This is a genomic window from Bradyrhizobium sp. LHD-71 (assembly GCF_031157255.1).
GTDB lineage: Bacteria > Pseudomonadota > Alphaproteobacteria > Rhizobiales > Xanthobacteraceae > P52-10.
The window spans coordinates 114,608-128,701 of record NZ_JAVIFX010000014.1 but is presented as its reverse complement, the minus strand read 5'-3'; the positions used below and the strand labels follow the sequence as shown (position 1 = coordinate 128,701).

General features: G+C 63.4%; 13 protein-coding genes and 1 pseudogene. 6 read left to right on the top strand and 8 right to left on the bottom strand.

What is annotated here, in order from left to right; all coding sequences use genetic code 11:
• Positions 1-96: 96 nt before the first annotated feature.
• Together RCO31_RS17185 and RCO31_RS17180 are read left to right on the top strand one after the other, a co-directional pair.
• Positions 97-1,767, top strand: a complete 1,671-nt coding sequence (locus RCO31_RS17185) for a serine hydrolase (protein ID WP_308969644.1) — start codon at positions 97-99, stop codon at positions 1,765-1,767.
• 28 nt (positions 1,768-1,795) lie between these two features.
• Entirely contained in the window at positions 1,796-3,025 is a 1,230-nt protein-coding gene (locus RCO31_RS17180; protein ID WP_308969643.1) for a patatin-like phospholipase family protein, read from the top strand.
• An 85-nt stretch (positions 3,026-3,110) separates the two neighbouring features.
• Here RCO31_RS17180 and RCO31_RS17175 read toward each other — a convergent pair whose 3' ends face one another.
• The 3 genes from RCO31_RS17175 to RCO31_RS17165 all read right to left on the bottom strand — a co-directional run bounded on the left by RCO31_RS17175 (position 3,111) and on the right by RCO31_RS17165 (position 6,977).
• Positions 3,111-3,539 carry a cupin domain-containing protein gene (locus RCO31_RS17175; RefSeq protein ID WP_308969642.1) on the bottom strand — a complete coding sequence of 143 codons (429 nt, stop codon included), beginning with the start codon at positions 3,537-3,539 and terminating at the stop codon, positions 3,111-3,113.
• A gap of 148 nt (positions 3,540-3,687) precedes the next feature.
• Complete coding sequence (locus tag RCO31_RS17170; protein ID WP_308969641.1) at positions 3,688-5,241, bottom strand: Fic family protein; 1,554 nt, start codon at positions 5,239-5,241, stop codon at positions 3,688-3,690.
• A gap of 317 nt (positions 5,242-5,558) precedes the next feature.
• Entirely contained in the window at positions 5,559-6,977 is a 1,419-nt protein-coding gene (locus RCO31_RS17165) for an FAD-binding oxidoreductase (protein ID WP_308969640.1), read from the bottom strand.
• A 611-nt stretch (positions 6,978-7,588) separates the two neighbouring features.
• On the opposite strand from RCO31_RS17165, the pseudogene RCO31_RS17160 reads away from it, so the two are divergent.
• A pseudogene (locus RCO31_RS17160) lies at positions 7,589-8,096 on the top strand (GrpB family protein).
• Positions 8,097-8,203: 107 nt separating this feature from the next.
• On the top strand, positions 8,204-9,463 hold the full coding sequence (locus RCO31_RS17155; protein WP_308969638.1) for a serine aminopeptidase domain-containing protein: 1,260 nt from the start codon (positions 8,204-8,206) through the stop codon (positions 9,461-9,463).
• Between the two features lie 205 nt (positions 9,464-9,668).
• Here RCO31_RS17155 and RCO31_RS17150 read toward each other — a convergent pair whose 3' ends face one another.
• From RCO31_RS17150 to RCO31_RS17140, 3 genes are all read right to left on the bottom strand, one after another.
• Complete coding sequence (locus tag RCO31_RS17150) at positions 9,669-10,463, bottom strand: alpha/beta hydrolase (RefSeq protein WP_308969637.1); 795 nt, start codon at positions 10,461-10,463, stop codon at positions 9,669-9,671.
• Positions 10,464-10,547: 84 nt separating this feature from the next.
• Positions 10,548-11,021, bottom strand: a complete 474-nt coding sequence (locus RCO31_RS17145) for a GcrA family cell cycle regulator (protein ID WP_308969636.1) — start codon at positions 11,019-11,021, stop codon at positions 10,548-10,550.
• A gap of 20 nt (positions 11,022-11,041) precedes the next feature.
• Entirely contained in the window at positions 11,042-11,263 is a 222-nt protein-coding gene (locus RCO31_RS17140) for a hypothetical protein (protein WP_308969635.1), read from the bottom strand.
• Between the two features lie 230 nt (positions 11,264-11,493).
• On the opposite strand from RCO31_RS17140, the gene RCO31_RS17135 reads away from it, so the two are divergent.
• On the top strand, positions 11,494-11,643 hold the full coding sequence (locus RCO31_RS17135) for a hypothetical protein (RefSeq protein ID WP_308969634.1): 150 nt from the start codon (positions 11,494-11,496) through the stop codon (positions 11,641-11,643).
• 54 nt (positions 11,644-11,697) lie between these two features.
• Positions 11,698-12,015: a DUF1648 domain-containing protein gene (locus tag RCO31_RS17130; protein WP_308969633.1), complete on the top strand. Its 318-nt coding sequence runs from the start codon at positions 11,698-11,700 to the stop codon at positions 12,013-12,015.
• Positions 12,016-12,035: 20 nt separating this feature from the next.
• On the opposite strand, the gene RCO31_RS17125 is transcribed toward RCO31_RS17130, so the two are convergent.
• Positions 12,036-12,575: a hypothetical protein gene (locus RCO31_RS17125; RefSeq protein ID WP_308969632.1), complete on the bottom strand. Its 540-nt coding sequence runs from the start codon at positions 12,573-12,575 to the stop codon at positions 12,036-12,038.
• A gap of 556 nt (positions 12,576-13,131) precedes the next feature.
• Positions 13,132-14,088, bottom strand: coding sequence for a spore coat U domain-containing protein (locus RCO31_RS17120; RefSeq protein WP_308969631.1), 957 nt, complete (start codon positions 14,086-14,088; stop codon positions 13,132-13,134).
• Positions 14,089-14,094: the final 6 nt, after the last annotated feature.

Below are 14,094 nucleotides of genomic sequence, written 5' to 3'. Positions count from 1 at the left end.
TGGCGCTGCCGGCGCAAAAGCAGCGCATTCCATTAACATTCGATCCGCGAATGTCCGCTTATGATCGCGCCGCCGGGGCAAGGCGGGCCGGCGATCATGCGTGCTGCATTCATGAACCGGGCGATGCATCAGCTTCGAAGAACCGTGCGCGGCCTCACCTCTCGCACGTTAACCGCAGCGGCGGTTAGTGCGGCCGTGACCCTCACCAGCGCGCAGGTCACAGCAGACGACAAGCCGCCGCCACAGGTTTCCGCCGTTCCGATTCCCGCAGGCCAGATCGATCAGGCGATCGGCCAGCTCGATGCGCTCGCCGATCGGCTGATGGCGAAGTCGGGAATTCCGGGAATGGCGGTCGCCGTCGTGCGCGACGGACGCACCGTCTATGCCAAGGGATTTGGCGTGCGCAAAGCCGGCGAACCGGGCCCGGTCGATGCCGATACGGTGTTTCAGATCGCGTCGCTGTCGAAAGCGCTCACAGGCACGATCGTCGCGCACGAGGTCGGCGCCGGCACGGTGTCGTGGGACACGCCGGTGGTAAAACATCTGCCGTGGTTCCGGCTGAAGGATCCTTGGGTGACGAGCCACGTCACCGTCGCCGACTTCCTCAGCCATCGCTCCGGCCTGCCCGATCACGGCGGCGATGCGCTGGAAGACCTCGGATACAATCAGCGGCAGGTGCTCGAACGCCTGCGCTTCCTGCCGCTGGCGCCGTTCCGCACGACCTACGCCTACAGCAACTTCGGCTTCACTGCCGGCGCTGCGGCGGTCGCCGCAGCTTCAGGCAAGCCCTGGGCGACGCTTGCCGACGACGTTCTCTACAAGCCGCTCGGCATGACCTCGACCAGTTCGCGCTTTGCCGATTTCGCGGCACGGACCAACCGCGCGTCTGGCCACGTCAAGGTCGACGGCGTGTATCAGCCGAAATACCAACGGCAGCCGGACGCGCAGTCGCCGGCCGGCGGCGTCAGCTCGTCGGTGAACGATCTCGCCCGCTGGATAGCGATGGTCCTGCAGAACGGCACGTTCGACGGCCGGCAGATCATCGCCGCGCCGGCGCTGCTGCCGGCGATCTCGCCGCAGATGATCTCGGCGCACGCGTCGACGAGCGACGCCCGTGCGAGCTTCTACGGATTCGGCTTCGATGTCGGCGTCAGCCCGGCAGGACGCGTGGTGATCAAACATTCCGGCGCGTTCGCCATGGGAGCCGGCACCAATTTTGCGATCATCCCCTCGGCAGGGGTCGGCATCGTCGTCGTGACCAACGCCTGGCCGATCGGCGTGGCGGAAACGCTGGCGACCGAGTTCACCGATCTCGTGCAGTTCGGCAGGATCGAGCGCGACTGGTTCACAGCCTATGCGCCGATGCTGGCGCCGTTCATCGCGCCGGTCGGCAGTCTCGTCGGCAAGCCGAAGCCGGCCAATCCGGCACCGGCCGCAAGGCTTGCGGATTACCTCGGAAGCTACGCGAACGATTACTTCGGCAAGGCCGAGATCATCCGCCGCGGCGATGGCCTTGTGCTGAAGATCGGTCCGGCGGGCATCGCGTATCCGCTGACCCATTGGGACGGAAATGCGTTCACCTTCCATCCGTCCAGCGAGAACGAACCCAACGGTTCGATCTCGCTTGCGACGTTCAAGTCGGAAGGCCGCGCGGGCTTCGGCAGCCTGACCATCGAATATCTGAATGAACACGGCATGGGCACGTTCGTCCACGAAACGAGATGCGCCGGCGTTCATTGCCGAAGGAACGATTCTCGCCAGCAATAGTTAGTGGCGCCGTCGGGAGCTGGAGCAGATGAAGCGGCCTGCATTCGATAAGATGACGGGCGGTGCCGGCAAATCGGCCGGCGATGCCGACGTCGTTGCGCCCGCCAGCCTCCTTCGAACAATCCTAAAGTTTTCTTTTGTTTCGGTCGGTGTGCTGGCGCTCGCATTCGCCGTCTCCGCCTACCTTTACAATCAGTTTGCGCATTATGAGTCCGAGCTGCGCGCCTGGCCGCCGCAGTCGCAGTTCGTCGCGCCGGTGCAATGGAAGCCCGACAACCCCAACAAGCTCAGAGTCCTTGCCATCGACGGCGGCGGCGTCGACGGCATCGTCACGCTCGAGATCCTGAAGTATCTTGAGGAGCAATCCGGCCAGCCGATCGCAAAGCAGTTCGATTTCATCAGCGGGACCTCCACCGGCGCGATCATCACGGTCGGCCTGCTGCTGACCGACGGCAAGGGACGTCCGCAATATTCCGCGGACAGATTGATCACCGAATACAGCGATCTCGCGCAGAAGATCCTTTATGCGCCGCTGTACCACAGGCTTCTGACCCTGAATGGCCTGCTGGGACCGCGGCTGCTCAATCATGCGCGGATCGTCATGGGCCAGGACATCTTCGCGAACAGGAGGCTTGCAGACCTCAGCCGTCCAGCGCTGCTGCCGGTGTTCTCGCGCAAAGCGTCCGGGCTCGAAACCTTCCGCAACTGGACCGAGCGCGGCGCCAACATGCTGATCGGTCCCGCGGTTGCTGCTGCGACCAGCGCTCCGACCTACTTTCCCGCCGTGCAGTTGCAGGGAAACGCGGCGGGGGACGGGCTTTATGCCGACGCGGCACTCATCGTCGACAATCCGGCCCAGCTCGCCTTTCTCCATGCTCTGCAACAATTTCCGGACGGCGATTTCGTCGTCGTTTCGCTCGGCACGCGGCACCGGCGCGATGTCAGCCTGCATGACGGTGTCAGCGGCGGTGCGCTGGAGTGGTTTGCGCCGATGCGCGCGATGGTGATCAACGGCCAGGAGGACATCAGCACATCGACGCTCGACGTGCTTCAGAACGCCAGGACGTCCTATCACCTCAAGGCATTTCGCATGGCCCCCGAAATCCCCTGGGATGACAGCCAGTTCAACGGATCGGCGGAAAACATTGCCCGCCTGAGGCAATTCGCCCGCGACTACATCGCCACTCACAAGGACGAGCTCGGCAAGATCATCGAGGCCCTGCAAGCACAACCCGGGCGCACCGCCGACGGCGGGTGACCGTCGTGCCGCGTGCGCGACGCTGAATCTCGGAGCCAAATTCAAACGCCACCGTCATGCCCGCGAAGCCGGCGTGAGCGGCAGCTCAGGTTTTCGGCGGCACGGGAACGAGTCCGTATCGCAGCATGACGTCCTTCATCTTCGCGGGATCCGGGGCGCCGCCGCGCAGCAGCGCGGCAATCTCCTTGAAATACTGCGGCCCCAGGGCGCCCGGGCTCAGCAGGCAAAGGCAGGTGGTCGGCGCCGGCGACCGGTTGGCGAAGCCGTGCACGATCCCGCGCTTGATGAAGACGCTGTCGCCAGGGTTCACGTCGGTCTCCAGAGCATCAATGGTCCACGTCGAGACGCCGCTGATACCGTAGATGGTCTCGTCCCATGAGTCGTGGTAGTGCGGCACCGGCATCCGCGCGTCGGGCTGCAGCGTCATCTCGAAGAGATCGACGGCGCCATCGGTGCTGTCCTTGCTTTGCAAGAACCGCAATTGGATTGAGCCCATATCAATCGCTTCGGCCATCTATCCCTCCCTGCGCATCTGAAAAGAAAGAGTACGGCAAACTCCCGAGAACGGATGAACTCTTTGCGACCGACAATGATGCGTCGGGTCGCATGCCGGCCTCAACATCCAACCACCGGGTACCGGCTTCGGAACGGCGGCGGCCCGCCTACGCGTGCGCGCCGTTCTCGAAGCCGTCGAACGCGTCGCGGACCACCTGCTCGATGCGTTCGACCTCGTCGTTGGTCAAAGCCTCGAACTCCTTCTCGCGGCGCTTCTTCGAGAGCGTGCCGTTGTTCTGGCGGATGAAGAGCAAAAGATCGTCGGCGAGACGGTCCGGCATCTCCACCGTCTCCATGATCTTGCGCCGCGCCTCGTCATGGCGGCGCAGATAATCGATCTCATGCGGCAGGTCGTGCTCGACCGTCCGCTTGACGCAGCCGTAAAGAAACTCGGCCTCCTCGGTGCAGTCGTAATACCGATAGAGGTCTGCCGTGTCGTTCAGCACCTCGACGTTCCGCTCAGGCGTCGGCCTCCAGTCGATGAACTCCATCAACGGTCCCGAATGCGATTGCAGCGTGGTGCGGTAGTCGTCGATCCGGTCGAGCATGACCGAGGAGACCGGGAACACCAGGCCGGGCGGCGTGAACTTGCGTTCCGCCAGCACATGATGGATCAGGCACCGGTGCAGACGGCCGTTGCCGTCCTGAAACGGATGCACATACACGAAGCCGAAGGCCGTGGCCGCCGCCTGCAGGACCGGATCGAGACCGTCCTCGCGCATGCGCGCGTTCGCGTCGATCAGGCCCGCCATGAGGCCGTCGAGGTCGCCGGGTCTGGCGCCGATGAATTCGGGAAGCGGATTGTTCTCGTGATCGCGCTCGCCGAGGAAGACACCGTCCGGCCTCAGCCCCGGATGAATCAGCCGGTTGTCCTCGATCAGCACGCCGTGCAGCCGCACGATCTCGTCGACCGTCAGCGGATGCCTGCCCGCCTGCACGACCGCACGTCCCCAGCGCTCGAGACGGTTTCTCGGCGGGCTCTCGCCTTCGATCGCGAAGCTGGCGCGGCTGTCTGCCAGGAGAAGAAAACTCGCGGCCCGCGAGATGACATGCGCGCCCGTCCGCCCGACCGTGTCGCTGGCCTTGGCCGCAAGATCGCTGCCGGTGAAGCCTGCAAGCGCGGGCGTCCTCCTGATCACCGGCGCGAAGTCTTTCGTTCCGAGCAGGTTGTCGCGAACGCGATGCCGTTTGGAGAGCCTTGGCTTGCCGGTGAAATACGCCTTGTCATCCAGAAGATCGACCGCGGCGACATTCGGCGTGTCGGCAATGTCGAGCGTGTCGCCTGTCAGCAGCTCGTAGAGAAACCACGCGCGGCGCGCCGGCACGCCCGTCGGCGCGGCTCTCACGAAGGCTTCGATCTCCGCTTTTGGCGCCGCACGGAAAATCCGCTTGAGCACCAGCAGGTCCAGGTTCTCATGGCGCAAGGCAAAGGTGAGATGGTCGGCGAACGTCTCGCCGGGCCAATATCGCTTGTCGTAGAGACGCCAGCCGCCTTCGTCGCGATGGCTGCCGCGGATGTGCTTGTCGGAGACGGCGCTCGGCTGGCGGACAGGCGCTTTCACCGACAGGGCATGGACCAGCGCCGCCAGCCCGGCCGGCCTGGTCTCGCCGGTCAGCAGCCTGTCCTGAAACATGCGGATCCCGGACAAATCCAGGCGCATCGGTCGAAAATCCTTCGTGACGGTCGAAAAGCGGCTTATGAAGCCGGATATTGTCGAAATACATATCACCACGTCCGTCGAAATTCAATCGAAACCGACGATTTTCATGTCAAAATCCGCATATGTGTCGAAAATTGCCCCAACATGCCGAATTCGGCCGAAAACCGCAAATCCGCATCGAAAAGCGATCGTCAGGGTCGATTTCTGCCTCGAATCCTCCGTCCCGGTCGAACGCGAGGCGTTCCGGCAAAACAAAAAGCGTCCTCATGGACCTTGATCAGGAGGCCCATGAGGATCGCCCGAACCAGGCCGCCCGGTCAGTTGGCGGGCCGAACGTTCTGGTTCATCCGGAATAGATTCGACGGGTCGTAGCGACGCTTCGTCTGCGACAGGCGGCTGTAGTTCTGCCCGTACGCCTTCTCCACGCGGTCGGTCTCGTCGGCCGGCATGAAGTTGACGTAGGCGGTGCCGGCCGCGTGCGGCGCCGCCGCTTCGAACAGCTTCCGCGCCCAGCCAATGCAGGCATTGTCCATCGACGGCTCGCGCCAGCGCGCGTGCGCGTTCATGACGAAGCGCGCATTCCGCTGCGGAAACGCGGTCGCGTCGGCGGCAACCCGGCCAGCGGCGCCGCCGACATTGCCGACGAAGATCTCGCATTCCGGCCCCGGCAGCTCGAGCACGGCTTTCAGCAACGTCGCCACCGCATCATCCGACAGGTCGATGAAGTCGTGGCTCTTCCAGTAGTTGCGCGCGCCCGGCGTCAGCAGCGGATCGAAAGCCTGCTGCCAGGCGGCGAACGGCACAGGCGCGACGACATCGGCGATCGGATTGCCGAGCTTGCGCAGCTCGGCCGTGGCCTTCTCGCCCTCGGCGACATCGCCGGCGTAGCACATGGCGAGCACCAGCACCTCGCGCCCGTGCCACGCGTCCGGCAGGAACGGCAGCGGCGGCGCCTTGCGCATCACCACCCAGCAGGTGAGTTCATCCGGTGCCGAGGCGACGATCCGCCGATAGTCCTGCAGCACGCGCTCGGCGTCGTCGAACGGATGCACGACCAGACCGGCCAGCACCTGCGGTCCGAGCTGATGGAGCTGGAATTCGAAGGCGGTCACCACGCCGAAATTGCCGCCGCCGCCGCGCAGCGCCCAGAACAGGTCCGGCTGCTCCGTCGCGCTGGCGCGACGCAGTTCGCCATCCGCGGTGACGACGTCGGCGGACAGAAGGTTGTCGATGGTCAGGCCGAACTTTCGGGTGAGCCAGCCGTAGCCGCCGCCCAGCGTCAAGCCGGCGATGCCGGTGGTCGAATTGATGCCGGTCGGCACCACGAGACCGAACGCCTGCGCTTCCTTGTCGAGATCCGCGAGCGTGGCGCCGGGCTCGACCCAGGCCCGTCGCGAGGCGCGATCGATGCGCACGGATTTCATCTGCGACAGGTCGATCACCAGGCCGTCGTCGCACATGGCGTTGCCGGCGATGTTGTGGCCGCCGCCGCGAACGGCGATCGGCAGCGCATTGGCGGTCGCAAAGCGCACCGCCTGGACCACGTCTGCAGCGCCCGCGCAGCGGACGATGAGCGCCGGCCGGCGATCGATCATCGCATTCCAGATCGACCGCGCGTCGTCATAACCTGACGTCGATTGATCGAGCACGCTGCCGCGCAGGACCGCCTGCAGCGCGCTGATCGCGCCGGCATCGACTGTTTGCGTTGGGGTTTCGTTGAGAACCGGGGTCGCCATCGTCGTTCCTCCCTTGATAGGTCGCTCGCGCATTTTCAAAGGCACAGACTTCGGCCGCCGTGTTTTTCGGCTTGTTCTGTCAACGGCCTTGGCGGAACCGATCAGGTGGCGTCTGGTCCATGTTGCTGCTCCGCCGCAACGACGCAAAGGCTCTGTCAGAACCCGTTGAGATCAAGCCCGCATCGATTGCGTCTCGACCGCGCGCGGGAAGGTTCGGCGAAAAACGAGTTCGCAGTTGGCCGGTCGTCCATGAGATTTAGCCGATCGTCCGCAGCCGCCATCACATCCGGCAATGCGGCATTCGACGCGATGCGTGGCAGCGCGCGGGCAATGTTGACGAGAGCGTGCAGCCTGAATGTGATGGATCGCGGTGAAGACATGTGCTCATGCCCCCTCGTCGGCCGCACCCGGATGCTAGGCGCGCGTCAGGTTGAGCGCAAGTTCGACAAGCCGACCCGCAGTTGAATGCGATGCGGCTTGAGATAGGGCGGCAGTGCTGACCTTGATTTCGCCTGCCTGATGCCCGCCTGCCCATCTGGGCTTTGACGAGCGACGATGCGACGCTTCGCCGAGTGTTCGCCTGAAATGAATCGTTACGCCCGCATATCGACATGGATGACATCGAGATCGTTGCCTACGACCCGAACTGGCCGGCATTGTTCGAACACGAGGCGACACGGCTGCGCGCGGCCCTGAACGGCGAGCCGATCACGGGACTGGAGCATTTCGGCAGCACGGCGATCGCAGGCCTCGCCGCGAAGCCGATCATCGACATCCTGATCGCCGTTCCTACGCTCGCGGCCGCACGCGCGAACTTTCCGGCAAAGCTGAAGGTCCTTGACTACGTATTCTGGTCCGACAACCCGAAGGCCGACCGGCTGTTCTTCGTCAAGGGCATGCCGCCCTATGGCGAAAGGCGCACGCACCATGTGCATGTCACCGAGCCAGCGCCTGACGTTTCGCGACTACCTGCGCGACCACCCCGATGAGGCCCTTCGCTACGAAGCTCTGAAGCTCAGGCTCGCCGCCGAGCACAGGATCGACCGCGAAGCCTACACCACAGCGAAGACCGATTACGTTGCGCAGGTGATGCGGAAAGCGACTGGACTCCCGCAATGATGAACGTGTCCCCGCCCGCAGCTTGAATGCGTGAGGCGCGATGACCTTGCAATTGCCTTGAAGGCCGACGAGCATCATCGCGAAGCAACGCAACTCCGTGCAGGTCCATGTTCCGTTATCTACTGGTCCTCCTCACTTTCGCATCCGTGACGCTCACCCAGCACGCGCGTGCAATGGATGATCTTCTGATCGACGGCGTGCCGCTTCCGGCGGATGCAAGCATTGCAGTGCCCGTCGCATCACCGACGGACATTCAGCAGCGATGGAGCGGCGTCTGGGTCGGCGCCTGGGGCGGCAGTCGCAAGCACATCCTGCTCGTGGAATCGGTTGGCGCGGATGGCGCCGCGCGGGTCGTCTATGCAATCGGGGCCGGTCCTCCCGGAGCTCAACGCGGATGGTCCCGCCCGCAAGCGCTAGCAGCCGGGCGCACGCTCAAGGTGACGGGTGCCGGCTTCTCGGCGACCTACGAGATGACGGAAGACGGCGCGCTGAAAGCTGAATTCAAGCGCGGCGGCAGCACCAGTCGCGCGCATATGGCGAAAGCCGACCTTGCGAGCCTGCGAAATCCGGACGCCGTTGTTGCCTGGACCCGCGGCAAGTCTGAATTCTTGCAGACGGACTTCGTCGAGCACGGCAAGCCGGTCCGCCTCGAGGTGGTGATCTTCAAGCCGTCCGGAGCCGGGCCCTTCCCGCTCGCGGTGATCAACCACGGGTCGACCGGCGGGGGTCGCAACCCGGCGCTGTTCACCGAAACACGGGTCGCGACCGACCTCGCCGACTTTTTGAATGAGCGCGGCTGGATGGTGGCTTTCCCGCAGCGCCGGGGCCGCGGCAAGTCCGATGGACTCTATGACGAAGGCTTCGCAGAAAACCGCAGCCTCGGTTACATCTGCGCCGACATTACGCTGCGGGGCGCAGATCGGGCCTTAAGCGATATCGAAAGCGCGATCACCGCGCTTCAGCGTCGGCAAGACGTCGCTCCAACTCCTCTCCTCATCGGCGGCATCTCGCGCGGCGGCATCCTGTCGGTCGCCTATGCGGGACGGCATCCAGCACAGGTTTTCGGAGTCATCAACTTTGTCGGCGGCTGGCTTGGCGACGGTTGCCCGGTTGCCGGCACTGTCAATCAGACACTGTTCGAACGAGGCGCCGCTTACCCACGGCCGACCATCTGGTTGTACGGCCGTAACGACAGGTTCTACTCGATACCTCACAGCCGCGATAACTTTGCCGCCTTCGAGAAGGCCGGCGGCCGCGGCGCGTTCTACGAGTTCGACATGCCGCCGGGGCAAGGACACTTCGTCGCCGGCCATCCGGACCGGTGGTCAGATCCGATCGACCGCTATCTGAAATCGCTGGGGCCCTGAAACCTTACAGCGTGATGACTTCTGAATTTCCATCGTCATGCCCGCCCCCGGGTCCGCGCGAAGCGCGGCCGGCCCGAGGACAGGCTCCGGCGGGCATCCAGCAACCCGCAGCGTCTGCGCTCAAGCTCCGACGCTCTCGAATACTCGGTCGCCGCCTGCGCTGGGACGACGCCGAATTGCGGGCAAGTCTGATCTGCGCGCGATCCTACGGATGCAACTTGCTGTCCGGCCCATCGAGGAATTGCAGGGCCGTCGAGGTGAATGGAACGGCGGGATCATAAATCGGCGCGTGCTCGCCGTCAGGAATGATCCACAGAGCGGCATCCGGAATCGAACGGGACATGCCCACAGCGATCTCAACGGGGAAAAAGCGGTCGCGATCGCCGTGCACAACGAGCGTCCGCGCTGAAATGGTCGACAGGCTTTGTGCCGTGAAATTCATGTCGTCGTGGTTGTCTTGCAACGCGTTGAACTGTGCAATGAGCTGGCGAACCTGTTCGTCACCGCGCCTTGCGCACTCCCGATACATGTCCCGGACCTGCTGCGGCATGGTGCCGAGCGAAGCGCCGCGCATGATGGCCCTTGCCTGATCGGGGAAATGGGTCGTTGCACTGATCAACACCATTGCGTCGATGCGTTTGGGTTGGCTCGTTGCCATGTGCAGCAGCGTCATCCCGCCGGAGCTGATGCCCATCGCCGAGAAGCGATCGACACCAAGCTTGTCAAGCAGAAGGAATACGTCACTGGCCGCCTGGCGATGTGTGAACGTGTTCCCGGGATTGGTGGAGTGACCATGACCACGCAGATCCACGACGATCGGTCGATGGCGCTCCGAGAGGCTCGCGGTGAAGGGATGCCAGTTCTGCGCACAACCGCCAAACCCATGCAGCAGCACCAGGGGTTTTCCGGCTCCGTGCTCCTCGTAGTACATCTCGATGTTGTCGATCTGAACGGTACGCCCGCGCGCGGCTGTCTGTTTCGGAGCGTACGGCGTTGTCATGGATGCGTCTCTCACCTGCGCGACGCGTAGCATGCTGAGATGACGCGCAAGCGGCGCGCTTGCAGCGACGGCCGCGGCATGCGGCTAGCGGCCGCCCGTTCCCGTCTGCCGGCGGGCGGCAGGCTGATAGGCCATGCGGGCGTGGTGCGGACAATAAGGAAGGCCGGCGGCGGGCGCGTTGCCGCAAAAACCGAAATCGTCTGCGCCCGGACTGCCGATCGGCCAGCGGCAGCTCTGCGGACTCAGTTCGAACAACGAGCAGCGCTGGCCGTCATCGACGTAGTCGTCCACCACCGGCGCTTTGCCGTCTGCCCCTGCCCGCACCACGCTGAGCATGCGAAAGGGGCTGCGCCGGATCGTCTGCTTCGGCCCCGGCCGGTTTTGCGGTCCGCGTTCGCCGGGCGGCCGGTTCAGCCCGAGGCGCGACAGCTTGCCGATCACCGCGTTGCGGCTGACGCTGATCTCGCGCGCGATCTGGCTGCAGCTATACCCCGCCTCGAACAGGCGCCTGAGTTCTGCGATGCGATCCGGTGTCCAGGGCGATGGGGTCAAAGACATCCTTGGCTCTTTGCCGGGCGTTACGAATGCCCGTTGTTGTTGTTGGGGCCTCTGGGGTTGTCGCGGATCGACAGCAGCCCGTCCTTGATCGCCAGCCGGATGCCCTCCTCGATGAGGGTTTTGGCCACGCCAGGAACGCTGGTGCCGTGGGTGCCCTGCCTGACCAGCTTTTCGAGATAGCCGATCGTCGACAGTGCCAGGGTGACCGGAATCCGGTCCGTTTCCGCTCGTTCAGTCGCCATGGTCCAAAACGCTACGCCAACTAGAGTGTACGGAAAAGTATCTCTTTAGAGTCTGTTAAGAGTCAAGGCAGGGTGACCCAATGATTCCCGGTGTAATAATACCGTCGTCCCGCCTGGAGTGGCCCGAGGGGTCAAAAATCCGGATGCTTTCGCGGTTTGCGATCGAGCCTCGGTCTGTGAATAAGAGTGCAAGGCCCATCGACTGATGCGGCCGACTGCTGGAGATGGTCATGCCTGGCTGGGTGGCGCCGCTTCTCGGATTTTCGGCGATCGTGGCGTTCCTGTACTTTGCCTTCGTGAAGTCAGGGCGAACCAATCCGAGCGACCGCGCCGACCACGACACATCCAGTCAAGGCGGCAGCCCGCACCAGGGCGAATGACGCGGAGTGACGACGCGCGGCCGCCAATCGGGCGGCCTTGCAAGAGGACGAACGATGCTAGCCGCTGACCTGGTGTTCTGGCCTGCCGTCGCCTTCGTTGCCGCGTGTAGTCTCCACTACGCGCCGCGCATCAGAAGCGAGCGCATAGCGATGCAGTGGGGACTCGACGGCAAGCCCACATGGTACGCGCCCAAGAGCATCGGGCTCTGGGGTACCGTGGTTCTCATGCTGGCCGTGCGGCTGGCGATCTGGGCCGCAACGATCTACGTGCCGGAGCGGGTGGATTCGCCGGAGATCGGCCTGCCCCTGTTCGCTATCATCATCGCGGCGGCCCATTTCTGGATCCTGCGCAGCGCCGCGCGGGCGAGATAGGAATTTAAGACTGACGAAACTTATGCTGCTTCGAGCGCGCGCTCTTCTTCCTCCGCGCGTTTCTTTAGGCGAAGAGCAAGCCGGGTCTCACCGCTTTCAATTGCGTCGTTTGCTTCTTTCACCACGCTGGCGAAGATCGCCTCCGAAGGATCGATCTTTTTCTCTTTGGCAAGCCAATGAGAAACATCGGACCAGTCGTACAGCGGCGTCTCGGAAGTGACGCGGGCGACGGGTGCTGGGAAGTTATCCTTGCGCGTGCCCTTGGCATAGTTGGAAATGGCTTGTCTCGTCAGCTTGGAACGAGCGGCGATGTCCGTCAGGTTCACAAGCGGATCAGGTTCGATTCGGTCGACGCGCGCTCCAGTTTTGAGAACGTTTTCCACTGCCGATGCTACCGCCTCATAAATCGTCGCCGCCTCCCGAGCAAAGTCCACAATGATGTGGCCCTTTTGGAAAGCTATCAACGCGTCGTCGCAGCCCGCTTCATAGAACCGCGCCTCAAAGTCCTCCGCACTCGGATCGAGGCCCGAAGCGATGACGCTGAACTCAAACGCTTTCACCGTTCTTCTCCTCTTCTTTATGCGGGCAGCGATCGACTGCACGGCGAATTTGGTGCGCGTCAGCGCTCCGCGGAGTGCTGTTCACGCCGAACTGGCAGCCGTCTTGATTTGCATGAGCGCAAAAGAGGCGGCCCCAATGCCCCATTTTGCGGAACCTCCAACCCAAGGATTCGGCGTACACGACGGCAGCCTCAATCTCTTTGTTTGGGTGCGTCGGCCGCTTGGCCATCACGAGCCCAAATGTATGTTTCTGTTGACATCTGTCAACAGAAACCTGACCGGCAGTTCCGCCGCAGGTTCAAAAAAATCATGCCTCACGCCAATAAACTTATGATTTTACTTTAAAAAATCAGTTTCATAATCCAACGAAAAGACCCCCGCAATCAAGCCGAAAGGGATGGGCAACATTGACCCACGGTTGTGGCCCGGCCTGCAGCCTCGCGTCCTCCGCAACGTAAGAACACACACCGCTGCACACCGCGCCGAGAAGGCCGACGGCTATGAAGCTTCGCATGCTGCTGCTGTGAAGCGCGACCACAGCACGACGAACCGTGCCTCAATACGTCACCGTCACCACGACCGTGTCCGAATAGGCGCCGGGTGACGGCGTCGCTTGCGGTGGGACCCGGCCGTAGACGACGAGGTTTTGCGCAAGGCCCGTGCCTGTCCCGGGAACGGTGCTGCCCGGCGTTGCGGCATCGCCCCAGATCTGGGCGCGTGCCGCATCCTTATAGAGACCATAGGTGACGGCTTCCGCTCCCTTCGTCATCTTCCGGCTTGCGGGTGGTGAGTTGGTGGTGCCGCCGTTGAGGCCGACGGTGTAGCTCGTGTTGGCTGTGCAGGTGACGGTGAGTTGCCCGGCCACATCGACGTTGCTCCTGAGGACGCCCGAGGTGCCGAAGTCGACGTTCTGCGCAGTCACGATGCAGTTGCTCGTCGCCGTCGCATTCACCGTAAAGCTTGCGTTGGTGACGCCGGCCAAGGTTGCGCTACACGCAGGACATCCACCAACGATGGCACACGGCGCATAACGCAGTTGCGCGTTTGTCGCCGAGAAGGTGGACAGATAGGCGCCGGGAGGCGCGGTGGACTGCGCGCCAGGGAGGCGCGCGTAGACCGTGCGTGTCAGCGACCCACTCCCCAACGCGCTCAAGGTCAGTGAGAGGCTGGGCGGGCGTGGGGTGAATGACCAGAGGTAGGAGCCCCATACGGTGGTTCGTGCCGCGTCCTGATAAAGCTGGTAGTTCAACAGGCTTCCGCCCATCGCCATCCGTCGCACCGTGGCTGTTGCGCCACCGCTTCCTTCCCCGAGGTTCGGGCAAAGCCGAACAGTGCCCAGCACCGCGCCACCGCTACAGTTGATGGTGATCGTTGCGGTGGTATCAATGGCAGCGCTCGACAGGACATTGACCGATCCGAAATTCACATTCGTGACGGAGTAACTGCAAGTCTGAGCCGTGGCCGCAACCGACGACGCGAGCAGCAACAGCAATGTGAGCGGCCATCGCAACATGCCCTT